This is a genomic window from Allobosea sp. 10L422 (genome assembly GCF_056395345.1).
On record NZ_JBFTJI010000001.1, the window covers coordinates 53,725 to 80,237 of the forward strand.

A 26,513-nucleotide genomic window follows, 5' to 3' on the forward strand; every position below is an offset into this window, starting at 1 on the left:
TTCCTAAAATCCCCACTATTCACGGTAAATGAAGTGTGACCCTCGGGTGACGAGCGCGGGTTTGCAGATAGCGGTTGCGGGGAGCGCTCCAAGTGCTTGAAGTCGGTGCGCTTCGGCGCTGAATCATGGCGGCGAGCGAGCCTAATCGCGGCGAAATTCCGGCGGAGCGTGGGCGGGAATCAGCAGCCGATCGCAGGAGGAATCAGGCCGCGCGCTGCGCGGTCTGGGCGACGACCGGCTGGACCATCGTTTTGCACGCTCTTGTGGATATTGTTGGAGACCATCCAGCGCCGCTGGCGCGGCGAAGCGACCCGGCGGCAGCGTTCCGGACTGGACAGAGCAGGGCCCTGCCGCCATAAGTCGGGCCAAGACGCGCCGGCCTCTCCGCACGGCGCTGCAAGCGCATGGACTGAAGGCAATGAAGGACTGGCTGCTGCAGATCTTCACCTGGTGGAACGGCCAAACCATCGGCACGCGCTTCCACACCTGGCGCTTCGGCGAGAAGGTGGGCGAGGACGAGTTCGGCAATGTCTATTACCGCACCGCAGGCGGGGTGAAGGACAAGGCGCTCGGCTTCCAGCGCCGCTGGGTGATCTACAAGGGCGAGGCCGAGGCCTCCAAGGTTCCGCCCGGCTGGAATGGTTGGCTGCACCACACCGTCGACGTCGCCCCCTCGGAGGAGAGCTACCAGCCGCGCGAGTGGCAGGAGCCGCACCAGCAGAACTGGACCGGCACGGCGCTGGCCTATCGCCCGCAGGGCTCGACGCTGGCGGAGGGCGAGCGCCCGGCCGCGACCGGCGACTACCAGGCCTGGACACCGGGCCGCTGAGGCAACGCCGCAAGGCAGGTTGCGAGATATCGGGGCCGCTCCTTTCGGGGCGGCCTTTTTGCTGGGTGGCAAGGCAGCGGCGGCCGCTGCTGAAATGGCCGTTTCGGGCGCGACGCCCTTTTTCCGCTGCCTTTGCCGTGTTACTGCGCCCCGTCGCGGTCTTTCCGCGCTGTGGAAGAGATTCGCGCCAGCATGCCGTCCTTGTTCCGCCTTTCGACCCTGGCAGGCCTCGCCACGAGCGGGGCCGCGTTGCTTGCTGCGATGGGGCCGGCGCAGGCCGACCGCATCCGCAATCCGACGGCGGTCTTTGCGGGGCTCGACAAGATCACCGGCCGCATCATCTCGTTTGAAGTGGCGGTGGACGAGACGGTGCAGTTCGGCGCGCTGCAACTGACGCCGCGCGTCTGCTGGAGCAGGCCACCGACGGAAGCACCGCAGACGGATGCCTTCGTCGAAGTCGACGAGGTGACGTTCAAGAACGAGTACCGGCGCATCTTCACCGGCTGGATGTATGCGGCGAGCCCCGGCCTGCACGGCGTCGAGCACGCGATCTACGATGTCTGGCTGACCGAGTGCAAGGGCGGCACCGAGCTCGTCGTCGATCCCAAGGAGCCCGAGCCACCGCCGGCGCCGGAGGATCCGCGCCGCCCGCGCACGCCGCCGCGCGATCCGAACCTGCTGCCGCCCTTGCAGCAGCCTGTGCCGCCGCCCGGCGGGCGCATCGATGTCGAGCCGCCGCGCGGCGTGCCGGTGCAGCCGCAGCGGCCGAGCCAGCGCTTCTTCCCGACCAATCCGGGACAGGGCCGCGACCCGACCGGCGGCGGCTGACCCGTGCCGCCCGACGGCGCTGACAAGGGAGCCGGGCGCGAAACGACGCGCATCAGGCGCCTGCGCCGTCACCTCGCCGATCTGCGCAAGCGGAGTCCCGCCGGGCGGCGCTTCCGCGACGGCCTCGAACATGCGCTGATGTCGAGCGCGGCGGCGTTCGCTGCCTATTTGCCGACGCAGGCGCTGGGGCTGCGCGAGGGCTTCTGGGCTGCCATCACCGCGATTGCCGTGGTTCAGGCCGAGTTCGGCGCGACGCGGACGACGGCGCGCGACCAGTTCGTCGGGGCTGCCATCGGCGGCGCGATCGGCGTCGCGGTCGTGCTCATCGCCGGCCAGACCATCGTGAGCTATCTGCTGGCGGCGGCGCTCTCCGTTCTGGCAGCCTGGATGCTGAACGTCGCCAGCGCCGCGCGCCTCGCCGGCATCACTGCGACGATCATCCTGCTGGTCCCCCATCCCGGAACGAGCGCGCAGCAGATGATGCTCTCGCGCGTCTTCGAGGTAGGCTGGGGCGTCAGCGTCGCGATCGCCGTCGTCTGGCTGGCCGAGCGCCTCGATCCACGCAGGCCGACCTCAGACTAGAGTTCGGCGAGCGCCTGCCTGCCGCTCACGGCTGGCTCCCTTGGCCAAGCTTCCCAATTGCCCTGGTGGCGCAGCGCATCGTCGAGCCTGAGCCGATAGGCATCGCGCGGGATCTCGACGGTGCCGAACTGTGCGAGATGGCCGGTCTGGAACTGGGTGTCGAGCAGGCGATACCCGCCGCGCCGCAACCGCGCGACGAGATGGACGAGCGCGACCTTGGAGGCGTCGGTCTCGCGGTGGAACATGCTTTCACCGAAGAATGCGCCGCCGAGCGACAATCCATAGAGCCCGCCGACGAGGCGGCCCTCGCGCCAACATTCCACGGTATGGACGTGGCCGAGCGCGAAAAGCTCGCCGAAGATCGCGCGGATGCGGGTGTTGATCCAGGTTTCCGGCCGGTCGGGCCGGGCCTCGCCGCAGGCTTCGATCACCGCTTCGAAATCGCTGTCGACACGGATCTCAAAGTGGTCCGAGCGGACCGTGCGCGCGAGGCGCGAGGAGAGATGGAAGCCGTCGAGCGGGATGATGCCGCGCAGCTCCGGCTCGACCCAGAACAGGCCGGGATCATCGGCGCTTTCCGCCATCGGAAAGATGCCGGCGGCATAGGCGCGCAGCATGATCTCCGGCGTGATCGCGGGCGAGCGGACGGGCACGGAACGAGCCTTCATGGACGCATGGGATCGCGGGGGGCGTTGCGAGTCAAACGAAGCCGCGCGTCATGCCCGGGCTCGACCCGAGCATGACGTGACGGAGAGGCGCTGCTTCCTGCCAGAGATTCTCGGGCCTACGCTTCGCGCCGCCGGGGAATGACGGGCATCGTCAGCGCCAAGCAGGCAGCGAGGCCAGAGCTCAGAGGTAAGCTGAGAAACTGGCCGTAAAAAGCTGATCAATCAGCCTTCCGCCTGCTCCTCGCCCGGAGCCTCGTCGCCGGCCTCCTCGCCATTCTCGCCGTCATCGTTGATGCACTCGACCGAGACGACCTTCTCGTCCTTGGCGGTGTTGAACACCGTCACGCCCTGGGTCGAGCGGCCGGCGATGCGGATACGGTTGTCCGGGCCGGCATCGACAGGAACGCGGATGACCTGGCCGCCATCGGTGACGAGCATCAGCTGGTCGGTATCGACAGCCGGGAAGGAGGCGACGAGTTTGCCGTTCCTGTCGTTGACCACCATGGCGACGATGCCCTTGCCGCCGCGCCCGGTGACCCGGTACTCGAAGGACGAGGTGCGCTTGCCGTAGCCCTTCTCCGAGATCGTCAGGATGAACTGCTCGGCCGCGCCCATGGCGGTGTACTTATCGAGCCCAAGCTCGATGTCGCCGGCGCTCTCCTCGGCATCGGCCTCGACTGCGGGGGCAGAGTCCGCACCCTCGTCGGCCTCGCCGGTCAGGGCGCGGCGCGCCGCGGCCGCCCGCTTGAGATAGGCGGCGCGCTCGTCCGGCGTGGCGTCGAGATGGTGCAGGATCGCGAGCGAGATGACCTCGTCGCCCTTCGCCAGGTTGATGCCGCGCACGCCGGTGGAGTCGCGGCCCTTGAAGACGCGCACCTCGGGCACCGCGAAGCGAATGCACTGGCCGTCAGCCGTGGTCAGCAGCACGTCGTCATTCTCGGTGCAGATCTGCACGTCGACGATGTGGTCGCCCTCGTCGAGCTTCATCGCGATCTTGCCGGCGCGGTTGACGTTGACGAAGTCGGAAAGCTTGTTGCGCCGCACCCCGCCCGAGGCGGTGGCGAACATCACGTCGAGCGTCTCCCAGCTCGCCTCGTCCTCAGGCAGCGGCATGATCGTGGTGATGCGCTCGCCCTGTTCGATCGGCAGCATGTTGACCAGCGCCTTGCCGCGCGCGTTCGGCGCCGCCAGCGGCAGGCGCCAGACCTTCTCCTTGTAGACCTGGCCTTCGGAGGAGAAGAACAGCACCGGGGTATGCGTGTTGGCCACGAACAGCCGCGCGACGAAATCCTCGTCCTTGGTCGCCATGCCGGAGCGGCCCTTGCCGCCGCGGCGCTGCGCCCGATAGGTCGAGAGCGGCACGCGCTTGATGTAGCCGCCATGGGACACGGTCACGACCATGTCCTCGCGGGCGATCAAATCCTCGTCGTCGAGGTCGGAACCCCAGTCCTGGATCTCGGTCCGGCGCGGCGTGGCGAAGGCGGCCTTCACCTCGGCGAGCTCGGTCTTGACGATCGACTGGATGCGGGCGCGCGAGCGCAGGATGTCGAGATAATCAGCGATTTCGGTGGCGAGCTTCTGCAACTCGTCGCCGATCTCGTCACGGCCGAGAGCCGTGAGGCGGGCGAGGCGCAGCTCGAGGATCGCCTTGGCCTGCGCATCCGACAGGCGGTAGGTGCCATCGGCGTTCATCGGATGGCGGGGATCGTCGACCAGCGCGATCAGCGGAGCGATGTCTTCGGCAGGCCAGTCGCGGGCCATCAGCGCTTCATGCGCCGCGGCCGGGGTCGGCGCAGTGCGGATCAGGCGGATGACCTCGTCGATATTCGCGACCGCCGTGGCGAGGCCGCAGAGCACATGGGCGCGCTCGCGGGCCTTGTTGAGCAGGTAGCGCGTGCGCCGGGAGACGACTTCCTCGCGGAACTCGACGAAGGCCGAGATGAAGTCCTTGAGGTTCAAGACCTCCGGGCGGCCGCCGGTCAGCGCCACCATGTTGGCGCCGAAGGAGGTCTGCAGCGGCGTGAAGCGGTAGAGCTGGTTCAGCACGACATCGGCGACGGCATCGCGCTTGACCTCGATGACGACGCGCACGCCCTCGCGGCTCGACTCGTCGCGCAGGTCCGAGATGCCCTCGATGCGCTTCTCGCGCACGAGATCGGCGATCTTCTCGACCATCGTCGCCTTGTTCACCTGATAGGGAACCTCGGTGACGATGATCGCCTCGCGCTCCTTGCGCAGCTCCTCGATATGCGTCTTCGAGCGCATCACGATCGAGCCGCGGCCGGTGTGATAGGCCGAATGGATGCCGCTGCGGCCCATGATCGAGGCACCGGTCGGGAAATCCGGGCCGGGCACGATCTCGATCAGCTCGTCGATCGTGATCTCGGGATTGTCGATATAGGCGACGCAGGCGTCGATGACCTCGCCGAGATTGTGCGGCGGGATATTGGTCGCCATGCCGACCGCGATGCCGCCGGCGCCGTTGACGAGCAGGTTCGGATAGCGCGCCGGCAGGACCGTCGGCTCGTGCTCCTTGCCGTCGTAGTTCGGCTGGAAGTCGACGGTGTCGAGGTCGAGGTCCTCGAGCAGCGGCATCGCCGCCTTGTCGAGGCGCGCCTCGGTGTAACGATCGGCGGCGGCGGAATCGCCGTCCATCGAGCCGAAATTGCCCTGGCCGTCGATCAGCGGCAGGCGCAGGGAGAAATCCTGCGCCATGCGCACCAACGCGTCATAGACCGCGAGATTGCCGTGCGGATGGTATTTACCCATCGTGTCGCCGACGATGCGGGCGCATTTGGTGTAGGGCCGCTCGGGCAGGTTCTTGTTCTCGTGCATCGAGAACAGGATGCGGCGGTGCACAGGCTTCAGGCCGTCGCGGACATCGGGCAGAGCGCGACTCACGATCACGCTCATGGCGTAATCGAGATAGCTCTTCTTCATCTCGTCGGTGATCGCGATCGGCTTGATGTCGCCGCCGAAATCCGGGGCGTCGTCACGCCTGTCGTCGGTATCGTCGCTCAAGGAGAAATGTCCCGATTCCTAGTATTTTTCAGGCTTCTGGCTACCCGATTCCGGCCTTTCGCGCCAGCAAAAGCGGGCGCTGTCCAAGCAAAAAATACCGAAGCGATATCAATATGTTGTCGACGATTTTTGCGGGCGTCCACAGCTGCTGCCACAATCCCGCCTTTCTTCGCGGGTGACGGCGACCGCAAGGCGTGGTGAAGTCGCCTCCGCATGTTCATCGAATTCGTCACATCCGCCCTCGTCACGATGCTGGTGACGCTCGACCCGCCGGGTCTGGCGCCGATCTTCCTGTCGCTGACGCGCGGAATGTCGGAAAGCGAGCGGAAACAGGTCGCGATCCGCGCCTCGATCATCGCCTTCTGCATCATGGCTTTCTTCGCCGTGGCGGGCGATGTCGTGCTGAAGGCGCTCGGCGTCTCGCTGCCGGCCTTCCGCATCGCCGGCGGGCTCCTGCTGTTCTGGATCGCCTTCGAGATGGTCTTCGAGCGCCGGACCGAGCGCAAGCAGCAGACGGCCGAGACCGCGATCACGCTGGATCATATCCGCAATGTCGCGGCCTTTCCGCTGGCGATCCCGCTGATGGCGGGGCCGGGGGCGCTGACCGCGATGATCCTGCTCGCTGGCCGCGCCGGCGGCGATCCGCTGCTGCTGGTCGCGCTGGCTGTGATCTGCGGGCTGGTGATCCTGAGCTGCCTTGCCGTGTTCCTGGCCGCGACGCCGATCGCGAAGCTCCTCGGCGTCACCGGCAATGTCGTTCTGACGCGGCTGCTCGGCGTGATCCTGGCGGCGCTCGCCGTGCAGTTCGTGATCGACGGGTTGAAGGCTGCTCTGGCGGGATAGGGCGGTCAAAGAGAAGCGTGTTTGCTGTTTGCCGTGGGCGTTCGACCCAAGGGGGACGTGGCAATGGAAATCGCGACGATCATCGCCGAGCGCAGCATTCTGGCCTTCGCCATCTGCCTCTTCCTGGCTCATCTCGTCTTCTATGAGCTGGGCTACCGCACCGGCCGGCGGCTGCACGACAGGACGGGCAATGCACCCGAGGCGGTCGGTGTCGTCGTCGGCGGCATGCTCGCGCTCCTGGCCTTCGTCCTGGCGCTGACGCTGAGCTTCGCGAGCGCTCGCTTTGCCGAGCGGCGCATGGGCGGCCTGTCCGAAGCCAACGCCATCGGGACGGCGTGGCTGCGGGCCAAGGCGATCGGGACGCCGCGCGGCGACGAGATCGCCACGCTCCTCGAACAATACACCGCCATCCGGGCCGATTTCGTCAGGGCGGGCCGCGATCCCGAAGCGGTCGAGAATCTCAACGGCCGGACGAGTGCGTTGCAGTCGCGGATCTGGGGCCATCTTTCGGCCATCGTCCGCGAGCGTCCGGACGCTATCTCCGGCGCGTTGATGGCTTCGCTCAACGAAGCCTTCGATGCCAGCACCAACGAACGCTTCGCCTTCGAGACGCGGCTGCCGATGCAGCTCTTCTGGCTGCTCGTCGGCATCACGCTCATCACGCTGGCATGCCTCGGCTACCAGTTCGGTCTCAGGGCCAAGCCTTTACGTATCCTCATCGCCTTGCTGACGCTGATGTGGACGTCGGTCATCGTCGACATCCTCGATCTCGCCTCCGGGCGCCTCGGCAAGTTTCGGACGGGAACGGCGGCCTATGAATGGGCCCTGAAAGGCTACGAGGGTGGGATAACCATACCGCCGCTGCCGGCGCCGCAGTGATCCGCCCGGGCAGGCGCTGTAACCGTTACAGCTTCGACGGAACTTGACAGGATCTGCCCTATGGGCAGCGGCGGGGCACCAGTTGCGATGCCCCGCCGGCCCATGCGGGTCAACGTGGCGCGAGACGCTCCAGCTCATTGAGGCGTTTCAGGGCCGCCTGCTGCTGCAGCAGCCCGTAGTTGATGCCGGCGGCGTTCAGCGAATTGCCCGTTTGGTAGGGGAACTGCTCGAAGTCGGAGAAGAACTCCTTCACCTTCCCCTGGATCGGGACAAGCAGCCATATCTGCCTGGCGTAGAAGTCCATCGCGTTTCCGCCTTCCTTGGCCCCGCGCTCATAAGGGTCCATTCGCAGGTTGGTGATGCCGGCCCATGACGTCACCTCGCGCGTGGCCGTCGCGATGTTGCCTTCGCTGGCAATGGCGAAGCTGACCTTCCAGTCGTTCCAGCGTATGGCGTTGAGATTGCCGCCCTGGTCGAAGTAGTAGATCGCGTCGCGCGGAGGGCTTTTGTCGTCGCCCTTCAGATAGGGCATGAAGTTGTAGCCATCGAGATGCACCTTGAAGGTCTTGGTGCCGCTCTGGAAGCCGGTTTTCATCTTCTCCTTGATATCGCCAAGGCCGGCCGCGGCGCAGAAGGTCGGGAACCAGTCGATCAGGGCGATCATGTCGTTCACCTGGGTTCCGGGCTTCACCACTCCCGGCCAGCGCACCATCATCGGGATGCGGAAGCCGCCTTCCCAGGTGGTGCCCTTCTCGCCGCGGAACGGCGTCATCGCGCCGTCCGGCCAGAGCGCGAGTTCGGCGCCGTTATCGGTGGTGTAGAGCACGATGGTGTTCTCGGTGATGCCGAGATCGTCGAGCTGTTTCAGTAGCTGTCCGATATGGCCGTCATGCTCGACCATGCCGTCGGCATGGATGCCCTTGCCGGTCTTGCCAAGCGATTCCGGCTTGAGATGCGTGAAGACGTGCATGCGGGTCGAGTTGAACCAGCAGAAGAACGGCTTCTGCGCCTTGACCTGCCGATCGATGAAGTCTTTGGCACCAGCCAGGAACTCCTCGTCGACGGTCGGCATGCGCTTGGTGTTGAGCGGTCCGGTATCCTCGATCTTGCCGTCCGCGCTGGACTTGATGACGCCGCGCGGGCCGAACTGGCGCCGGAAATTCGGATCCTTCGGATAGAAATAGCCCTCGGGCTCCTCCTCGGCATTGAGGTGGTAGAGATTGCCGAAGAACTCGTCGAAGCCGTGCCGCGTCGGCAGATGCTCGTCGCGGTCGCCGAGATGGTTCTTGCCGAACTGACCGGTGGCGTAGCCCGCCGTCTTCAGCGCGTCGGCGATCGTCGGCATCCAATCCTGGATGCCATGGGGGTCGCCGGGCATGCCGATCGTCAGCAGGCCGGTCCGGAACGGCTCCTGTCCGAGGATGAAGGAGGCGCGGCCGGCGGTGCAGCTCTGCTGGCCATAGGCGTCGGTGAAGATCGCGCCCTCGCTGGCGATGCGGTCGATATTGGGCGTGCGGTAGCCCATCATTCCCATCGTGTAGGCGCTGACCTGGGGGATGCCGATGTCGTCGCCGAAGATGACGAGGATATTGGGCTTCCTGCCGCCGGCCGGCGCGGGCGCGGGCTGCTGGGCCTGCGCGGTCTGGACGGGCGCACTCGCGAGATAGCTCCCCGTCGCCGCGAGAACGGTTCCGCCGAGAAGCATTGAGCGTCGATTGAGGGCAGCCTTCTGCGAAGAAACTTCATGCTTGGGTTCCACGACACGTCCTCCAGCATATCCTTCAGGGGCGGCGTCTATGCCTGCGCCTTGCGCCCGAGGAGCGTAGGATGCCGTCGTCTGCCGCGCAGCCTTGTTACGGTTACGGAAGCCGCACCGGGAGCCGGAGCTCAGTTCCGCAGCAGGATTGCCTCTCGCTCCGCGCGGGACGCGGCCATGCGGCGGCGGGCCTCGGTCACGATGGCCTGCCTCGCTTCCTCCGGCGTGCCGGATCGGAACGGCGGCGAGGGGGCGTATTCCAGCGAGAGCTGGATCGTCTCGGCTTCGGCCTGGCTGGTCAGCGCCGCCACGACCGTGAGGCCGAAATCGATGCCGGAGGTGACGCCCCCGGCCGTGATGAGGTTGCCGTCCTGCACGACGCGCTCTTTGACCGGGATTGCGCCGAGATGGCCGAGGAAGTCATGCGCGTTCCAATGCGTGGTGGCGCGCTTGCCGGATAGCAGGCCGGCGGCGCCGAGCACCAAAGAGCCAGTGCAGACCGAGGTGAGGTAGCGCACGAGCGGCGCCTGGCGGCGCAGGAAGTCGAGCACCGCTTCGTCTGTGAGGAGCGCGTTGACGCCGCCTCCGCCGGGAACGCAGAGCACATCGAGGGGCGGGCACTCCGCCAGCGTGATCGTCGGCGTGAAGGGAAGCCCGGTTGCAGACCGGACGGGCGCGAGCGTCTTCCAGATGAGATCGACACGGGCTCCCGGCAGCGAGGCGAAGACCTCATACGGCCCGGTGAGATCAAGCTGCTGAACGCCGGGGAAAACGAGAAGGCCGAAATGAAACGACATGGAGCGGCTCCTGATTGACAGGCCCACGATAGCGGACCAGCCTTTGGCTGTTCTGTCAAACACCCCTCGTTTCATGCCAAAGACGCCGCGTCGTATCGAGATCCTCACCTTTCCGAAGGGGCAGGTCCTGGACGTAACAGGACCGTTGCAGGTCTTCGCCACGGCCAACGATCTCGCCGCCATGGCGAGAACTGACGTGCCCTATGAGGTGCGGGTGGTGGCGGCCGAGCCGAATGTGATGACCTCGGCGGGACTTGCGCTGCTAACGGAGCCGCTTTCCGGGCCGGACCAACCCGTCGATACGCTGGTCGTCGCCGGCGGCTACGGCATCCAGGCCGCATGCGACAGCCCGGCCCTTGTCGCATGGCTACGCGAACGGGCCGGTGCGGCACGGCGCGTGGCCTCCGTCTGCAGTGGCGCATTCCTGCTGGCGACCGCCGGATTTCTGGACGGCAGGCGTGCCGTCACCCATTGGGGGCGTTGTGCCGAGTTCGCCGCGCGCTTTCCCGAGGTCCGGCTTGATCCGGACCCGATCTTCATCCGCGACGGCAAGGTCTGGACCTCGGCCGGGGTGACGGCGGGGATCGACCTCGCCCTCGCATTGGTCGAAGCCGATCTCGGCCGCGAGACGGCATTGGCGGTGGCGCGCCAGCTCGTCGTCTTCCTGAAACGGCCGGGCGGGCAGTCGCAGTTCAGCACCACGCTCGCGTTGCAGGGGCGGGATGAACGCTTCGACGGCCTGCACGCCTGGATCGTCGAGAACCTCCGCAGCGACTTGTCGCTCGAGCGGTTGGCGGCGCGGGCCAATATGAGCCTGCGCAGTTTTGCCCGCCATTACCAGAGGGCGACGGGCCGCACCCCGGCCCGCGCCGTTGAGGAGATCAGGATCGAGACGGCGCGCCACCTGCTGGATCAGGGGCATCCCGTCTCCCGCGTCGCCGGCCGCTGCGGCTTCGGTTCGGAGGAAACGCTGCGGCGCGCGTTCCTCAGGCGGCTCGGCACGACCCCGCAAGCCTATCGAGAGCGGTTCGCGGGATAAGCCGGAGCCGCGTACAGCCTGGACGAAACAGGTTCTATTTCGCCAGGAACGCCCGGATCGCGCCTTCCGCCTGCTTCATCGACATCACGCCGTCGAGATGGCCGCGGGCGCCGTCGATGGTGACATGGGTGATGTCGCGCCCGGCGTCCTTCGCCGCTTTCACCGTGCGCTCCACCGCATCAGGGGTGAAGACCAGATCCTTTGGCTGAGTCACCAGCAACATCGGCGCCCTGGTCTTCGCCATGCCCTCGGCCAGCGAGTTGCCGCCGGCCGCGAAGAGCTGGTTGGCCTTGACGAGATAGAGGAAGTGATTGGCGTCGGAGACTTTGGCGCGGGCTGCGCCGGCGTTGTCGAGCACGCTCTGGACCTGGAACTTGTTGGCGAGCGCCTTGGCCGGATCTTCGCCTTCCTTGGCGGGGCGGCGGCCGAAGGTGGCGTTCGCCCAATCCTGATGGTTTGCCTGCAGCGTCACCGCGGTCAGCGCCTTGGCGAGGCCGGCAAGCGGCGGCGTCCTGCCGTAATAGTCACCGTTGTTCCAGTTGGGGTCCACCAGGATCGGCGCGGCCCAGACGTCGAGCCAGCCGATCAGCATCGCGTCGGCCTCGGCCGCCCCGATCACCGGCATCGCCTTGGCCACCATCTCGGGATGGCTCGCAGCCCATTCGAAAGTCTGGAGCGAACCCATGGAGGGGCCGGCGACCAGTGCGAGCTTCTTGATTCCAAGGCTTTCGACGAGAGCCTTCTGCACCTCGACGAAGTCGCGGACGGTGACGATCGGGAAGTCCAGCGCATAGGGCTTGCCGGTATCGGGATTGATCGAGGCCGGGCCGGTGGTGGTGGTCTTCGGGTCGCCGGTGTTGAGGTTCACCAGCGTGTCCGACGAGATGACGAAATACTTGTCGGTGTCGATCGCCTTGCCCGGCCCGATGATCGCGTCCCAGTAGCCGGGCTGTGCGTCCTTGGCGTCATATTTGCCGGCGGCGTGCGAGTTACCCGAGAAGAAATGGCAGATCAGCACGGCATTGGATTTGTCGGCGTTGAGCGTGCCGTAGCTCTCCCAGCCGGTACGGACCTGCTTGAGCGTGCGTCCCGATTGGGTCGTGAAGCTCGGCAGCTCGAAGACCTTCTTTTCGGTCATCAGATCCTGTGCGTCCGCCATTCCCGCTGCAACCCATCCTGCAAGGGCGAGAACGCCCGTGATCCATTGCCTCATCACCACTTCCTCCCTCCAGCCGTCACGCGGCCTTCGCCGCATCAGAGCGGATTTCCACGCGCGGCGGAAGCGCCTTCGCTCAGCGCAGCGGACCGAAGAGGGGAATTCGCTTTTCGGACAGATCCGATGCCTTTGGCCAAGGGAGGATCGCCACCACCCGTCCGTCAGGACGCATGGCGATCAGCGCGTCAGGAGAGACGGGAAGGGCGTGCCGCCGGCCGGGCTCAGGAAGGCCTCGGTCTCGAGCTCGAAGAGCGGGGCGTCCACCGGCCCCTTGAGGCTGAAGGGCAGCCTCAGCGCGCTGGTCGTGGACGCCAGCGAGGCCGCCATATCGAGGATGCGGGTGCGCAGCGAGGCGTTGCCGCTCAGGTTGAAGCGAAAGGCCTGTCCGCTCATCTGGGCGTCGGTCAGCACCAGCAGCCCGCCGGCGATGCCGGCATTGGCCGTCAGGTTCTCGAACGGCGTCTTGCCCTGGTGCCAGTCTCGCCAGGCCTGGGAGGGATTCCGCTCCGCGCGGCGCAGCATGTCGACGAAGGCGACGCCGGCGAGCTCGCCCTGTTTGACGGAGAGATTGGCCCGTCCGGCCAGCGAGCCGAGGAGCTCGTCAAAGGTCCGGCCGACACCGTCGAGCGCAAGCTGGAAAGTGCCATTGCCCGAGAGGCGCGACAGCTGCGGCAGGTCGCTCGACGCTTGCCCGAAATTCACGCGCTCGAGGCCGGCCTGGAGCTTCACATCGACCCCCGCGGGAGCGCTGACCGCCAGGAGCCGCGTCTTGACGCTGCCGCCATAGGCGCTGGCCCGGACCAGCCCGGTCTCGAATCGTCCCTTCTTGATCAGCAGGTAGCTGGCGACGTCGTTGAGCCGGGCGCCGTTCAGCTTGGCGGCGTCGACCGAGATTCTGAGATCGACCTCGCGCCCTGTCCAGCCGTCGAGATCGAACGGGCCGGGATCGCCGGCATCGATGGCCGGGATCGGCAAGCGGTTGACGAGGCGGCCGATATCGAGCGTCGCCCCTGCCAGCGTCCCCGAGAGCGCGAAGCGTCCGGCCCCGGTTTCGGACAGCGTGAGGACGCCGTCGAGGCGCTCGCCGTCGAGGCTGGCGATCGCGTTATTGAAGGAGGCTTCATGCGGCTTGAGCTGCAGATCGGCCGACAGCGTCAGCGCGCCGAGGGCCGCCGCCAGGCGCGAATCCTCGCCGAACCAGCGCAAGAGCTGTGGCACGGACGGGGTGGACAGGGCGAGAAGGCCATTGAGGACCGGCTCGTCCGGTCCGGACCGCGTGCCGTCGAACCGGAGCTTCAAAAGCGGCGAATTGGCCGAGAGCGCGGCCTTGGCGTTGCGGCCATCCATTGGCCAGAGCAGGCTCACTTCGGTCGGGACGCCGCGCCAGGTCAGGGAGCCCGACAGTTCCAGCGGCTCGTTTTGGCTGCGTTCGTCGATGACCAGATGGACGTCGCGGACCACGCTCTGGATCGCGCCGTTCGCGCGCAGGAAGAGCGAACCGCCCTGGATGACGATCTTGCTCTGGTTGCGCAGCCGCTCGAGCTCGGCCATTGGCGTCGCAAGCCACTCCGCCACACCGTCGCTGCCGGGCGCGACCGCCACGTCGATCTGCGGCGCGACGAGATCGATCCTGTCGAAGCTGAGCGTGCCGATCAGCAAGGGCAGGAGGCGTAGATGCGCCCGCACGCGGACAGCTTGGCCCGAAAGCGCGCCATCGCGCTGGCTGAAGCTAACCTGGGACAGGCTGATGCGCGGCAGCGGCAGGAGCGCGATCTCGGCGCGCTCGACCGTCTCGACGACGAAGCCCGTCTTCTTGGCGATTGCGGCGACGACGCTCCGCTGCACCCGCCCGAGCGCAAGGTCCCACGGCTGCAATCCGAGCAGGCCGATCAGGACGACAAGGCTGAAAGCGAGGATCGCTGCGCGTCTGGTCATGGACTTCCGAATCGGCGCCGGCCGAAATCAGCCAGCCCCCTGGCGGCGGATGGTGTATGCCGATGTTGATGGCTTGTCGAGGCGGGGAAACCCGCTATCCCGCACGATTTGTGCCGGTTTTAGCCAGAAGCATGGCAGGATAGAGGCCGGCGAGGATGATCAGCAGGGCAGCGAGTGCCCCGTCCTCGAAGACGCCGCGCGAGGCGTGGCCATAGACCACGGTCGCCAGTGTTTCGAGATTGAGAGGGCGCAGCAGCAGCGTCGCGGGCAGCTCCTTCAGGCAGTCGACGAAGACGAGCAGCGCGGCGGCTGCCACCGCCGGGCGCATCAGCGGCCAGTGGATTCGGCGCAGGATCTCGGGCTGGCCGGCGCCGAGCGCACGCGCGGCATCGTCGATCCGCGGCGAAACACGGCTCAAGCCGCTCTCCACGCCGGCGATGCCGATGGTCAGGAAGCGCACGACATAGGCGATCACGAGCGCCGCGCCGGAGCCGATCAGCAGCAGGCCGGGCTTGATGCCGGACAGTGACGTGATCGCGTTGGCCAGCACATTGTCGAGCGCGGCGATCGGGATCAGCAGCCCAAGCGCGAGCACGGTGCCGGGCACGGCGTAGCCGAGCGAAGCGAGGCGGGCGAGGGTCTTCAGCCAGCTTTCGCGGCCGGCACGGCTCGCCGTGGCGATGCCTAGCCCCAGCAGCAGCACGATTGCGGCGGCAATGCCGGCGAGCAGGAGAGCATTGGCGAGCAGCCGCAACAGCGCAGCGTCGAGTTGCATGAGCAATCCGCGTCGCAGGATCTCTGCGGCGAGATAGCCGACCGGCAGGATGGCGCCGAACAGGACGGGGAGAGCGCAGGCGATCGCGGCCAGGAGGGCCGCGCGTGGCCGCAGGGCCCTGCGGCCGAGGGGGCGAGGCTGGCGCACCGGGAGGGCGAAGCGGCGCTGGCCGCGCAGGCGAGCCTCCGTCCAGATCAAGAGGAAGACGACGACCAGCATCACGCAGGCAATCTGCGCTGCCCCGGGCAGCGAGCCCCGGTTGATCCAGGTGGTGTAGATCGAGAGGGTGAGCGAACGGACGCCGAGATATTCGGTCGCGCCGATGTCGTTGAGCGTCTCGAGCAGGACGAGCGTCAACCCGGCCGCGAGCGCCGGCCGGGCGAGCGGCAGGCCGATACGCCAGAACAGCCGGCCCGGCGTCGCGCCGAGATTGCGGGCCGCCTCGACGATGGTCGCGCCCTGGATGCTGAAGAGGGCACGCGTGCTGAGATAGACGTAAGGGTAGAGCACGATCGCCATGATCGCGATCGCGCCGGGCAGGCTGCGCGGATCGGGAAACCAGTAATCGCGCAAGGAGCGCCACCCGGTCAGCGCTCTCAGTGCACTCTGCAATGGCCCCTGGAAGCCGAGAAACTCGACGTAGATATAGGCCATCAGATAGGTCGGCAGCGCCAGCGGCAGCACCAGAAGCCAGTCGAAATGGCGCCGGCCGGGAAATTCGAACTGCGTCACGAGCCAGGCCGTCCCCACACCGAGAACGGCACTGAGGAGGCCGACACCGGCCAGCAGGAGCCCGGTCTGGACCAGCGCGGTCGGCAGCACATTGGCGGCGAGATGCGGCCAGATCTCCGCGGCCTGCGAGGACGAAAGCGCCGTCGTGAGGAGCGCGAGCAACGGCGTCAGCACGAGCGCCGCTCCGATCAGCGAGGCCAGCGCAAAACGCGTCGACGGCCGCCACGTGAATGGCGGCCGTCGCGAGGCGGTGAGCGGAGCGCTCAGGCTCAATTGTCGAAACCGACCTTGTCGACGAGATCGGCGGCGGGCTTGCGCTGTTTGGCGACCTCGGAGAGCGGCAGCTTGTCCGGCGTGACCGCGCCGAGCAGCTTCACTGCGGCCGAGTCGGTGACGGCGGTGTTGACCGGGAACTCGAAATTGCCGTTGGCGTAGAGCGCCTGCGCCTTCTCGCCGAGCATGTATTCGATCAGCTTGACCGCGTTGTCCTTGTTCGGGGCGTTCTTGGCCAGCGCCGCGGCCGAGACGTTCACATGGGTGCCGCCATCGGCGAAGGTGGTCTTGAGCGGCTTGATCGCATCGTACCAGCCCTTCTGCTCGTTCTTCGCCTGGCTCATCAGGCCGATATAATAGGTGTTGATCACGGCGACGTCGCAGAGGCCGGACTGGATGTCGCGCGCAACGTCGCGATCGCCGCCGCCGGGCTTGCGGGCGGCGTTCGCGCGCAGGGCCTTCAGGAAGGTCTCGGTCTTATCCGGGCCGTTATGGGCGATATAGGCGGCGAAGAGCGCGTTGTTGTAAGGGTGCTGGCCGGCGCGGATGCAGAACTTGCCCTTCCACTTCGGATCAGCGAGCTCCTCATAGGTGATCGCATCCTGCGCAACGCGCTCCTTCGAGGCGACGACGATGCGGGCGCGCTTGGTCAGCGTGACCCAGCTGTTGTCGGGGCGCAGCTGCGCCGGGACGATCTTGTCCACGGTCGGCGAATGGATCGGCTGCGTGACGCCGGCAGCGACCGCGGCATTGATCTCCCCGACATCGACCACGAGCATGACGTCGGCCGGGCTGTTGGCCCCCTCGGCGCGGATGCGCTCCTGCAGGCCGTCCTTCAGGAAGACCGCATTGACCTTGATGCCGGTGTCCTTGCTGAAGGCTTCAAGCGCCGGGTTGAGCAATGTGGGCTCGCGCGTCGTGTAGAGATTGACCTCCTGGGCGAGGGCCGGCGCGGCGAGCAGGCAGGACGACAGCGTCAGGGCCTGGAGGTGCTTCTTCTTGATCATTGCTTCGCTCCGTCGGTTCAGGGCGCCAAAGCGCGACGGGCGACGGTTAAAGGGCGGCGGACACTGCTGTCAACGGAATCATCCTTTAGAATCAGCGTCTTGGACGATTTCCAGACTGGTTCTTATTTTGATGAATTCTAATATCTGAGCCATGATGTTGGAATGGCGGGACGATTCCGCACCATGCAAGTCGTACGACTTCAGTCTAGGTCATTCCGCGGCGTCAGCGTGACGCGGCCGTGATCGGGATCAGGCGCACGGCAACGCGCGTCTCGGGATCGATCGAGCCACGCAGCACGGCGTCGCTGGCCACGGTCTCATCTTGCAGATGCGCCTCCCGCACCAGCATCTGCCGCCGCAGGCTGCGCGCCTCCGCCTCCATGCGTGAAACGCCGACCCGTTCGTCGATCTGCTGGCGCTGGCCCGTGCTCAGCTCCGGCGCCGTGCGAAAATCACGGAAGTCGCGCCGGCTATAAGGCCAGCTCGATCCGCCGGTGAAGGTCGAAACCTTGCCGTCGAGGACGACGCTGTCGCCGGGGCGGAGCGTGATGTCCCGCAGGAGCGAGATGCGCCGCTCGCCGACCTGGACGATGGCCGGCCGGCAGGCCGGGTCGGCTGCCTTTTCGTGGCTATAGGCCATCGGCAGCGCCGCATAGCGCTGGCCGTCGGCTGCGACGGCGGCGTCGATGCTGGTCGAGCCGGCGGCAGCACGAAAGACCTTGACCGGAATGCCGGGGTTCATCGCCTTGCAGAGAGCCTCATGGGCGCTGAGATCGCTGGCCGACCGCAGATGGCCGATCGGGGCATGGAAGCCGTCGCAGAGCCGCACGCAGAAAGTCTGCGCATTATTGGCGGAGACCAAGGCGGCGCTGCCTTCGACCGGCCTGTGCGGGCGGGCCGCGACCTTTTTCGGGCTTCGCTTGAAGGGGTTGAGCTCGACCGCCGGGTGAGCGATGCGTCCGTTCGGCCGTATCTGCATCAGGGGCAGGCGCCAGCCATTCGTCGCCGGTGCATAGGCGGTCGGGCGCGTCGATGTATAGGCAGCGCTCTGCGCCGGAGCGCGTGCAGCCCTGCGCGCCGCCTCCTCGAGGAAGAACGAGCGGATGCCTGCATCGTCGTCGGCCTGGACCAGCGAAGCCGTCAGCACCATGCCGCCGCAGCCGACGGCAATGCCGAGGATGGTCGCCGCAGCCCAGCGACCGGCACGCGAGCGGGCCGGGGCCTTGCTGACAGAGCCGGCGTAACCGCTCTCGCCGCCGCGGGGCAATGCCCGCACGGGGATCTCACGGACACGCAACATCGCGTCACTCCAACCTGCGCTTGTTCACCGTCCGCCGCAGGTTGGGTGTAGTTTACGTTTCGTTAAGATTCAACGTTTTCGCTGCGGCATGCTCCGCAAACGTCTGAAATGCTTAACGACGGGTGAGGAGATGGCGGGCGAGGGGCTCAGACGACGGCGAGCAGGACGCCGATCCACATGCCGACCAGGGCGAGGGCGCCGATGCCGTAGACCGCTCCGCGCACGGGCAGCTTGTTGGGGCCGATATGGATGAGCGTGTGGATGACGCGGGTCGCGACGTAGAGCCACGCCAGCACCGCCATCGCATAGCTGGTGGCGCCCACTTCCATCGCGAGCATGATGAGCGCGAAATAGATGACCGGCGTCTCGAACTGGTTCGAGAAGTTCGCCGAGGCGAGCCGGGCGGAGACGGGGTAACGCTCGGCCGAAACCTGGACGTCTTCGTGCCGCACGGCGCCGGAGGTGAAGGCGTCCTTCCGGCGCAGCATCAGGATGACGCCGACGATGAAGATCCAGAGGATCAGGGCCAGCGTGGGATAGACGAGCTTCAGGGTCATGGTCGCGGTCGCCTCGTGTCAGCGCTGGCCAGGATGGTCCCGGCCAGTGCTGCACGAAGCCTGCGCCGACTCAAGACCGGGTCGGATAGTTCGGGCTCTCGCGCACGATCGTCACGTCATGGACATGGCTCTCGCGCAGGCCGGCGCTGGTGATCCGGATGAAGCGGGCCTTGTTGCGATAATCCTCGAGGTTGCGGCCGCCGACATAGCCCATGGCGGCGCGCAGGCCGCCGGCGAGCTGGTGGAGCACGGTGGAAACCGGGCCCTTATAGGCGACCTGACCCTCGATGCCCTCCGGCACGAGCTTCAGCGCGTCCTTGATGTCCTGCTGGAAGTAGCGGTCGGCCGAGCCGCGGGCCATGGCGCCGACCGAACCCATGCCGCGATAGGCCTTGTAGGAGCGGCCCTGGTAAAGGAAGGTTTCGCCCGGCGTCTCGTCGGTGCCGGCCAGCAGCGAGCCGACCATGGCGCAGGAGGCACCGGCGGCAAGTGCCTTGGCGAGGTCGCCCGAATACTTGATGCCGCCGTCGGCGATGACCGGCACGCCGGCCTTCGACGCCGCCGAGGCCGCGTCCATGATCGCGGTGAGCTGGGGCACGCCGACGCCCGCGACGATGCGGGTCGTGCAGATCGAGCCCGGGCCGATGCCGATCTTGACCGCGTCGGCGCCGGCATCGATCAGGGCCTGCGCCCCGCCGGCGGTGGCGACGTTGCCGGCGATGACCTGGACCGCGTTGGAGAGCTTCTTCACCCGGCTGACCGCGTCGAGCACCTTGGACGAGTGGCCATGCGCCGTATCGACGACGATGAGGTCGACGCCGGCGTCGATCAGCATCTCCGAACGCTCGAAGCCCTGGTCGCCGGTCGTGGTTGCTGCAGCGACGAGCAGGCGCCCTTGCGCGTCTTTCGCCGCGTTGGGGTGAGCTACCTGCTTTTCCATGTCCTTGACGGTGATCAGGCCGATGCAGCGATAGTGGTCATCGACGACGAGCAGCTTCTCGATGCGGAACTGGTGCAGCAGGCGCCGCGCCTCCTCCTGGCTAACGCCCTCGCGCACCGTGATCAGCCGCTCCTTGGTCATCAGCTCCGAGACGGGCTGGGCCGGGTTGGCGGCGAAGCGCACGTCGCGGTTGGTCACGATGCCGACCAGTTTGCCCTTGTGGCCTTGCGGTCCGCGCTCGACGACGGGAATGCCGGAGATGCCGTTGTTCTTCATCAGCGCCAGCGCATCGGCCAGCGTCTCGTCGGGATGGATCGTGATCGGGTTGGCGATCATCCCCGATTCGAACTTCTTGACGAGGCGCACCTGCGCCGCCTGCTGGTCGATATCCAGGTTGCGGTGGATGACGCCGAGGCCTCCGGCCTGCGCCATGGCGATCGCCATGCGCGCCTCCGTCACCGTGTCCATCGCCGAGGCGATGATCGGCAGGTTGAGCGAGATCGACTTGGTGAGCCTGGTGCGGATGTCGACATCCGCGGGCATGACCTCGGACGGGCCGGGCTCAAGCAGCACGTCGTCGAAGGTGAAACCGTCGCGAATCAGACCGTCGAGGGAAAGCGTCATCGTCAACTCCGACGCCGGGCGGAACCGGCTTTCCAGGGGAGGCAGGGCAAGAGGCCCGATGCCGAGTTGACGAGGCCCGTTAGCATGCGCCCGGCGGCTTCGCTAGTCCGGCGGGCGGGATTCTTTTGCAGTGCGACAACGGTCCCCGGCGCATGGCTGCTCCGGGGACGTCCGCAAAAAGCCGGTTCGCGTCAGTAGCGCGACCGCGCAGGGGCGGCCGAGGCATCCGGCATCACGCCGAAACAGCCCATGGCCATCGTCATATGCCCCATCTGGTTTGCCAGGCGCTCGCAGTCCCGCTGCCGCACGCAGTTGTTGTAGCGAATGCTTTCGCCATAACCCTGAGGCGCGGCCTTGTCCTGGCAGGCCATCTGCCAGTCGGTCATGGCGGCGGAAGCAGGCGTGGCGGCTGCGCCGTAGCTCAGCCCGGCCACCAGTGCCAGGCCTGCCAGCCGCAGGCCTACGGGAACACGGCGCGCAAGCGCCGAAATTGTTGAAACAGGGGTCATGTCAGCTCTCCGGAGGTTACGACGCGCGCCCCTCGCGCCGATCCGGACCCAGGCCGGATAGAACAGAGATGGTGACTTCCCAATGCGTGTAGGAGTGCGGCGGGCGCATGGCGGATTTGTGTTTGATGATGGGGCAGAAGGTGCGTGCATGGCAGGAGCGCGTGGCGATCGCGTGAAATGGCCGGAAAAAGCAACTTCGCCTCTCGTCACGTCGTGGTGCTCGCATTAATAACCTAGCTTATGAATTCAACACGCGCTCACACAACAGCGTGAGCGCGGAAGGTTACCGCCTTGCAACGAGCCAGACTGCTTCCTCTCATCGTCGCTTGTGCTCTCTTCATGGAGAACACCGACTCGACCGTGATCGCGACCTCGTTGCCGGTCATCGCCAGGTCGCTGGGGGAGGACCCGATCGCGCTGAAGCTCGCTCTGACCTCCTATCTCGTCAGCCTCGCCGTCTTTATCCCGATCTCGGGCTGGATGGCCGACCGGTTCGGCGCCCGCACGATCTTCCGCTCTGCGCTGTGCGTCTTTATGCTCGGCTCGATCCTCTGTGCCGTATCGAACTCTCTGGGCGCCTTCGTCGGCGCGCGCTTCGTTCAGGGCATGGGCGGAGCGATGATGGTCCCGGTCGGGCGCCTCGTCATTCTGCGCAGCGTCAGCAAATCCGAGATCGTCGGCGCGCTGGCCTATCTGACGGTCCCGGCGCTGGTCGGACCCGTGGTCGGGCCGCCGCTCGGCGGCTTCATCACCACCTATTTCGACTGGCGCTGGATCTTCTTCATCAACATCCCCATCGGCTTCGTCGGCATCGTGCTGTCGAGCCTGTTCTTCGAGGATATCCGCGAGGAGGATGTCGCACCTCTGGATGTGAAGGGCTTTCTGCTGTCCTCCTTCGGCTTCGCCAGCCTGATGCTCGGCCTGGCGACGGGCGGCCGGCACCTCGTCCCTGTCTACGTTTCCTATGGCTGCGTGCTGGCCGGGGCGGCGGCGCTTGCGGCCTATTGGTTCCACGCCCGGCGCGTGCCCTATCCGGTACTCAACCTGTCGCTGTTCCGGATACCGACCTTCCGGATCGGCGTCGTCGGCGGCTCGATCTTCCGCACCGGCATCGGCGCGATCCCCTTCCTGCTGCCGTTGATGCTCCAGCTCGGATTCGGGCTCGACGCCTTGCAGTCGGGCCTGATCACCTTCGTTTCGGCAGCCGGCGCGCTGATCATGAAGACGTTGGCGAGGACCATCCTGGCGCGCTTCGGCTTTCGCAGCGTGCTGGCGATCAATGCCGTGATCGGCGCCGCCTTTCTCGCCGCGTCGGGCCTGTTCACCCCGACCACGCCGCATGCGATCATGCTCTCCGTGCTGCTGATCGGCGGTTGCTTCCGCTCGCTGCAGTTCACCGGCATCAACGCGCTGAGCTATGCCGACGTCTCCAACCGCGACATGTCGAGCGCTACAAGCCTGTCGAGCGTCGCCCAGCAGCTCTCGCTCAGCATGGGCGTGACCATCGGCGCCTTCGCGCTGGAGGCCGCCAATACCTTCAACGGCGGCAAGGCTCTGGCAGCCGGCGATTTCTGGCCGGCCTTCGCGATCGTCGGGCTGATCTCGGCATCCTCGGCGCTCTGGATGGTGCAGCTGGCTCCCGATGCCGGCACGGAAGTCTCAGGCCACGTTCCGGTGAGCGCGCGCAAGGTCACAGCCGAGGCGCTCGCCGACCAGAAGCCGCTGGAGTGAGCGCTCCGGCGCCCTGATATCGCCGGCGTGCGCGCCCTTCAGGCGTCGGCGCTTTCGTCGGCCGTCTTCCGGCGATAGCCGGTCGCCAGCACATAGAGCTCGGAGGAATCGGCGCGGCTCGCTGCCGGCTTGACGTTCCGCACGGTGGTGAAGTCGCGCTTCAGCGCGGTGAGGAGCTCGGCGCTGTCGCCGCCCTGGAACAACTTGGCGAGGAAGAAGCCGCCCGGCGCCAGCACGCTGTGCGCGAACTCGACCGCGGCTTCGGCCAGCGCGATGATCTTGAGATGGTCGGTCTTCTTGTGGCCGGTGGTGTTGGCGGCCATGTCGGACATGACGCCGTCGGCTTGGCCGCCGAGGCGCTCGGTCAGCAGGGCCGGGGCCTCCTCGGCCATGAAGTCGAGTTGGATCAGTTCGACGCCGGGGATCGGATCGACCGGCAGCAGATCGATGCCGATGACGCATCCTTTGCCGCGCTCAAGCCCGATCCGCTTGGCTGCGACCTGGCACCAGCCGCCGGGGGCGCAGCCGAGGTCGACGAGGCGCTGACCGGGCTTCAGGAACTTGTAGCGGTCGTCCATCTCCTCGAGCTTGAAGGCGGCGCGGGAGCGATAACCCAGTTCCTTCGCCCGCTTCACATAGGGGTCGTTGAGCTGGCGCTCGAGCCAGAGCTGCGACGAATGCTTGAGCTTGCCGGCCTTCTTCACCTTGACGCGCATGTCGCGCGCGCCGGCGGACCCTTTGCCGCTGCCGGCCTTGCCGCCCGATTTTTCGGTGCTCATCGCCTCAACCTATTTCCGTCGCCACCAGGCACGGTCCTCGTGCATCATGCGCAGCAAGATGCCCTCGCGCAGCCCGCGATCGGCGATGCGGACGCGCTCGCTCGGGAAGGCGCGATGGATCGCCTCGAAGATCGCGCAGCCGGCCAACACCAGATCCGCGCGCTCGCGGCCGATGCAGGCATTGGCCGCCCGGGCGGCATAGTCCATATCGATCAAGCGGTCGATGACGGCGGCGACATCGTGCTGGTGCATCCACAGCCCGTCGACCTCGCGGCGGTCATAGCGAGGCAGGTCGAGATGGATGCCGGCGACGGTCGTGACCGTGCCGGACGTGCCGAGCAGGTGGAAGCCCTTGGAGCCGCAGGCGGCCGCAGCCTTTTTTGCAAAAGGTTCAAGCGCTTGCGTGCAATCATCAACCATTTGCTCGAAGAGCTCGCGGCCGACCTCGATGCCGCCATAGCGTTCAGCCACGGTAACGACGCCGATCGGCAGAGAGGCCCATTCGCGGATACGGGCAGCGGGGTCGCGCGCCTCGCTGCGCCCGCCGAGCCAGATGATCTCGGTCGAGCCGCCGCCGATGTCGAAGACGATGACGCTCTCGGCCGCCGGGTCCGTCAGCGCTGCACAGCCGGAGACGGCGAGCGCCGCCTCGGTGCGCTGGTCGATGATTTCGAGCGCGAGCTCGGCCTCTGCGGCGACTCGGCGGATGAAGTCCAGTCCGTTGGTCGCCGCACGGCAGGCTTCGGTGGTGACGAGGCGGGCGCGGGTGACGCCGCGATTCGCCATCTTGCCGCGGCAGATCTTCAGCGCCTCGACCGCCCGGTCCATCGCCGCATCGGCCAGGCGGCTGCTGGCAGCGAGCCCTTCGCCGAGGCGGACGATGCGGGAAAACGCATCGACCACCCGAAAGCCATGCTGCGCCGGGCGCGCGATCAGGAGGCGGCAGTTGTTGGTGCCGAGATCCAGCGCCGCATAGGTCGCGGTGGGCTGCTGATGGATCAATGCCGGGTTGCAGCTCTTGAAGGCATCGGAAACCAACGCGCCACCGGCCCGTTGCGGATCGGTGGTATGCCTATGCGGCGGCGCCACATGCGTGACGTCCCGTTGCTGCCGGTCCTCGACCGCCACCGTTTTCCAATCCCTCGACCTGTCAGCACAAGGCCGGACAGGGGCCGCAGCGTCGCGCGGCCGGTTGCTTCGTCGTCAAGGTAACTGCACGGCAAGCCCCGTGCCAAGCGGAACCTTGCAGGGATACCGGCCGGCCTTGCATCCGCGGCGGCTGATCGGCCAGTGTCCGCCGGCCGGCCTGCCGGCCAGGACGCATGAAGGGCAAGGGATTCGCCATGGCTGCCAGACACATCCTCGCCATCGACCAGGGCACGACATCCTCGCGGGCGATCTTGTTCGATGTCTCGCTCGCGGTCGTCGCGTCCGCCCAGCAGGAGTTTCCGCAGCATTTCCCCGCATCCGGCTGGGTCGAGCATGAGCCTGAGGATATCTGGGAAAGCGTGCTGGCGACGGCCCGTGAAGCGGTTGCCAAGGCCGGGCTGAATGCGGGCGACGTCGCGGGGATCGGAATCACCAACCAGCGCGAGACGACGCTGATCTGGGACCGGCGGACAGGCAAGGCGATTCACCGCGCCATCGTGTGGCAGGACCGGCGCACGGCGCAGGCCTGCGCCGATCTCGCGGCCGCCGGCCACGAAAACCTGGTGGCCCAGCGTACCGGGCTGCGTATCGACCCCTATTTCTCCGCGACCAAGATCGCCTGGCTGCTGGACAATGTGCCCGGCGCGCGGCGGCGGGCCGAAGCGGGCGAACTCGCCTTCGGCACCGTCGATTCCTTCCTGCTGTGGCGGCTGACGGGCGGGGCGGTACATGCCACCGATGCCACCAATGCGGCGCGCACCATGCTGTTCGACATCGGCCGTGGCATCTGGGACCCCGAACTGCTCGGCCTCTTCGACATTCCGGCGGCGATCCTCCCGGAGGTGCGCGACTGTGCCGCGCATTTCGGCGACACGGTGCCGGAGCTCTTCGGAAAGTCGATCCCGGTGCGCGGTATCGCGGGGGACCAGCAAGCGGCCACCATCGGCCAGGCCTGCTTCACGCCGGGCATGGTGAAGTCGACCTACGGCACCGGCTGCTTCGCGCTGCTCAACACCGGGGACACGCCGGTCCGCTCGAAGCATCGCCTGCTCAGCACGGTCGCCTACCAGCTCGGCGGCAAGCGGACCTACGCGCTCGAAGGCTCGATCTTCATCGCGGGTGCTGCGGTGCAATGGCTGCGCGACGGCCTCGGCATCATCGAGAAGGCCAGCGACACCGGCCCGCTGGCGGAGGCGGCCGATCCCGAGCAGGACGTCTATCTGGTGCCGGCCTTCGTCGGCCTCGGGGCACCGCACTGGGACGCCCACGCCCGTGGCGCGATGTTCGGGCTGACCCGCAACTCCGGCCCGCGCGAATTCGCCCGCGCCACCCTCGAAAGCGTCTGCTACCAGACGCTCGACCTGATCGAGGCGATGCATGCCGACTGGCCGGAAGCCGGGCAGGGCGGTCGCTCGGTGCTCAGGGTCGATGGCGGCATGGTGGCGTCGGACTGGACGATGCAGCGCCTCGCCGACATCCTCGATCTGCCGGTCGACCGGCCGACAGTGCTCGAGACGACGGCGCTGGGCGCAGCCTATCTCGCCGGGCTCGACGCCGGGCTCCTCCCGGAGCCCAGGCGGTTTGCCGACCAATGGCGGCTGGAGCGCCGCTTCTCGCCGGCCATGGCGGCCAGCCAGCGCGAGCGCAAGGTCAGGGGCTGGCAGGACGCGGTGCGGCGAACACTGAGCGGGGGATAGGCGCGTCTTGCGGCGCCTGTCGCCATCCGCAGGCGCAGCCGCTTGAA

At 67.0% G+C, this 26,513-nt stretch carries 22 protein-coding genes; 8 read left to right on the forward strand and 14 right to left on the reverse strand.

Going from position 1 to position 26,513, the window contains the following annotated elements; genetic code table 11:
• Nucleotides 1–418 precede the first annotated feature (418 nt).
• From AC1DEZ_RS00305 to AC1DEZ_RS00315, 3 genes are all read left to right on the forward strand, one after another.
• On the forward strand, nucleotides 419–829 hold the full coding sequence (locus tag AC1DEZ_RS00305; protein WP_265054815.1) for an NADH:ubiquinone oxidoreductase subunit NDUFA12: 411 nt from the start codon (nucleotides 419–421) through the stop codon (nucleotides 827–829).
• A 192-nt stretch (nucleotides 830–1,021) separates the two neighbouring features.
• Entirely contained in the window at nucleotides 1,022–1,657 is a 636-nt protein-coding gene (locus tag AC1DEZ_RS00310; protein ID WP_476778165.1) for a DUF2155 domain-containing protein, read from the forward strand.
• Nucleotides 1,658–1,660: 3 nt separating this feature from the next.
• Nucleotides 1,661–2,239: an FUSC family protein gene (locus AC1DEZ_RS00315; protein ID WP_476778166.1), complete on the forward strand. Its 579-nt coding sequence runs from the start codon at nucleotides 1,661–1,663 to the stop codon at nucleotides 2,237–2,239.
• Here the strand turns inward: AC1DEZ_RS00315 and aat are convergent.
• Together aat and gyrA are read right to left on the reverse strand one after the other, a co-directional pair.
• Complete coding sequence (gene aat, locus AC1DEZ_RS00320) at nucleotides 2,236–2,907, reverse strand: leucyl/phenylalanyl-tRNA--protein transferase (RefSeq protein WP_476778167.1); 672 nt, start codon at nucleotides 2,905–2,907, stop codon at nucleotides 2,236–2,238. The two genes, AC1DEZ_RS00315 and aat, sit on opposite strands and share 4 nt — an antisense overlap.
• A gap of 222 nt (nucleotides 2,908–3,129) precedes the next feature.
• On the reverse strand, nucleotides 3,130–5,847 hold the full coding sequence (gene gyrA, locus AC1DEZ_RS00325; RefSeq protein WP_476778755.1) for a DNA gyrase subunit A: 2,718 nt from the start codon (nucleotides 5,845–5,847) through the stop codon (nucleotides 3,130–3,132).
• A 294-nt stretch (nucleotides 5,848–6,141) separates the two neighbouring features.
• Between gyrA and AC1DEZ_RS00330 the strand changes: the two genes are divergently transcribed.
• Both AC1DEZ_RS00330 and AC1DEZ_RS00335 read left to right on the forward strand, forming a co-directional pair.
• A complete protein-coding gene (locus tag AC1DEZ_RS00330) occupies nucleotides 6,142–6,771 on the forward strand; it encodes a MarC family protein (protein WP_441513487.1) in 630 nt (209 codons plus the stop codon).
• 63 nt (nucleotides 6,772–6,834) lie between these two features.
• Complete coding sequence (locus tag AC1DEZ_RS00335) at nucleotides 6,835–7,650, forward strand: bestrophin-like domain (protein ID WP_476778168.1); 816 nt, start codon at nucleotides 6,835–6,837, stop codon at nucleotides 7,648–7,650.
• A 109-nt stretch (nucleotides 7,651–7,759) separates the two neighbouring features.
• On the opposite strand, the gene AC1DEZ_RS00340 is transcribed toward AC1DEZ_RS00335, so the two are convergent.
• Both AC1DEZ_RS00340 and AC1DEZ_RS00345 read right to left on the reverse strand, forming a co-directional pair.
• Nucleotides 7,760–9,355, reverse strand: coding sequence for an arylsulfatase (locus AC1DEZ_RS00340; protein WP_476778169.1), 1,596 nt, complete (start codon nucleotides 9,353–9,355; stop codon nucleotides 7,760–7,762).
• A gap of 182 nt (nucleotides 9,356–9,537) precedes the next feature.
• Nucleotides 9,538–10,203: a DJ-1/PfpI family protein gene (locus AC1DEZ_RS00345; protein WP_476778170.1), complete on the reverse strand. Its 666-nt coding sequence runs from the start codon at nucleotides 10,201–10,203 to the stop codon at nucleotides 9,538–9,540.
• Nucleotides 10,204–10,276: 73 nt separating this feature from the next.
• Between AC1DEZ_RS00345 and AC1DEZ_RS00350 the strand changes: the two genes are divergently transcribed.
• Nucleotides 10,277–11,242, forward strand: a complete 966-nt coding sequence (locus tag AC1DEZ_RS00350) for a GlxA family transcriptional regulator (protein WP_441513525.1) — start codon at nucleotides 10,277–10,279, stop codon at nucleotides 11,240–11,242.
• 34 nt (nucleotides 11,243–11,276) lie between these two features.
• Here the strand turns inward: AC1DEZ_RS00350 and AC1DEZ_RS00355 are convergent, their stop codons facing one another.
• The 8 genes from AC1DEZ_RS00355 to AC1DEZ_RS00390 all read right to left on the reverse strand — a co-directional run bounded on the left by AC1DEZ_RS00355 (nucleotide 11,277) and on the right by AC1DEZ_RS00390 (nucleotide 21,110).
• Nucleotides 11,277–12,455: an E22 family MetX-like putative esterase gene (locus AC1DEZ_RS00355; RefSeq protein ID WP_476778171.1), complete on the reverse strand. Its 1,179-nt coding sequence runs from the start codon at nucleotides 12,453–12,455 to the stop codon at nucleotides 11,277–11,279.
• Between the two features lie 180 nt (nucleotides 12,456–12,635).
• On the reverse strand, nucleotides 12,636–14,393 hold the full coding sequence (locus tag AC1DEZ_RS00360; RefSeq protein ID WP_476778172.1) for an AsmA family protein: 1,758 nt from the start codon (nucleotides 14,391–14,393) through the stop codon (nucleotides 12,636–12,638).
• A gap of 94 nt (nucleotides 14,394–14,487) precedes the next feature.
• Complete coding sequence (locus tag AC1DEZ_RS00365) at nucleotides 14,488–16,074, reverse strand: ABC transporter permease (protein ID WP_476778173.1); 1,587 nt, start codon at nucleotides 16,072–16,074, stop codon at nucleotides 14,488–14,490.
• 95 nt (nucleotides 16,075–16,169) lie between these two features.
• Nucleotides 16,170–17,180: an extracellular solute-binding protein gene (locus tag AC1DEZ_RS00370; protein WP_476778174.1), complete on the reverse strand. Its 1,011-nt coding sequence runs from the start codon at nucleotides 17,178–17,180 to the stop codon at nucleotides 16,170–16,172.
• A 223-nt stretch (nucleotides 17,181–17,403) separates the two neighbouring features.
• Nucleotides 17,404–18,480 carry a DUF2865 domain-containing protein gene (locus AC1DEZ_RS00375; RefSeq protein WP_476778175.1) on the reverse strand — a complete coding sequence of 359 codons (1,077 nt, stop codon included), beginning with the start codon at nucleotides 18,478–18,480 and terminating at the stop codon, nucleotides 17,404–17,406.
• 146 nt (nucleotides 18,481–18,626) lie between these two features.
• Nucleotides 18,627–19,037, reverse strand: coding sequence for an MAPEG family protein (locus AC1DEZ_RS00380; RefSeq protein WP_476778176.1), 411 nt, complete (start codon nucleotides 19,035–19,037; stop codon nucleotides 18,627–18,629).
• 70 nt (nucleotides 19,038–19,107) lie between these two features.
• Nucleotides 19,108–20,601, reverse strand: a complete 1,494-nt coding sequence (guaB, locus tag AC1DEZ_RS00385; RefSeq protein ID WP_476778177.1) for an IMP dehydrogenase — start codon at nucleotides 20,599–20,601, stop codon at nucleotides 19,108–19,110.
• 191 nt (nucleotides 20,602–20,792) lie between these two features.
• Nucleotides 20,793–21,110, reverse strand: coding sequence for a hypothetical protein (locus AC1DEZ_RS00390; protein ID WP_476778178.1), 318 nt, complete (start codon nucleotides 21,108–21,110; stop codon nucleotides 20,793–20,795).
• A 291-nt stretch (nucleotides 21,111–21,401) separates the two neighbouring features.
• Between AC1DEZ_RS00390 and AC1DEZ_RS00395 the strand changes: the two genes are divergently transcribed.
• Complete coding sequence (locus AC1DEZ_RS00395) at nucleotides 21,402–22,841, forward strand: MFS transporter (protein ID WP_476778179.1); 1,440 nt, start codon at nucleotides 21,402–21,404, stop codon at nucleotides 22,839–22,841.
• Between the two features lie 38 nt (nucleotides 22,842–22,879).
• Here AC1DEZ_RS00395 and AC1DEZ_RS00400 read toward each other — a convergent pair whose 3' ends face one another.
• Both AC1DEZ_RS00400 and AC1DEZ_RS00405 read right to left on the reverse strand, forming a co-directional pair.
• Nucleotides 22,880–23,620 carry an RlmE family RNA methyltransferase gene (locus AC1DEZ_RS00400; protein WP_476778180.1) on the reverse strand — a complete coding sequence of 247 codons (741 nt, stop codon included), beginning with the start codon at nucleotides 23,618–23,620 and terminating at the stop codon, nucleotides 22,880–22,882.
• A 9-nt stretch (nucleotides 23,621–23,629) separates the two neighbouring features.
• The gene (locus tag AC1DEZ_RS00405; protein ID WP_476778181.1) at nucleotides 23,630–24,748 is read right to left on the reverse strand and encodes a Ppx/GppA phosphatase family protein; all 1,119 of its coding nucleotides are present in this window, start codon (nucleotides 24,746–24,748) and stop codon (nucleotides 23,630–23,632) included.
• Nucleotides 24,749–24,963: 215 nt separating this feature from the next.
• On the opposite strand from AC1DEZ_RS00405, the gene glpK reads away from it, so the two are divergent.
• Nucleotides 24,964–26,466, forward strand: coding sequence for a glycerol kinase GlpK (glpK, locus tag AC1DEZ_RS00410; protein WP_476778182.1), 1,503 nt, complete (start codon nucleotides 24,964–24,966; stop codon nucleotides 26,464–26,466).
• The last annotated feature ends 47 nt before the right edge of the window (nucleotides 26,467–26,513 follow it).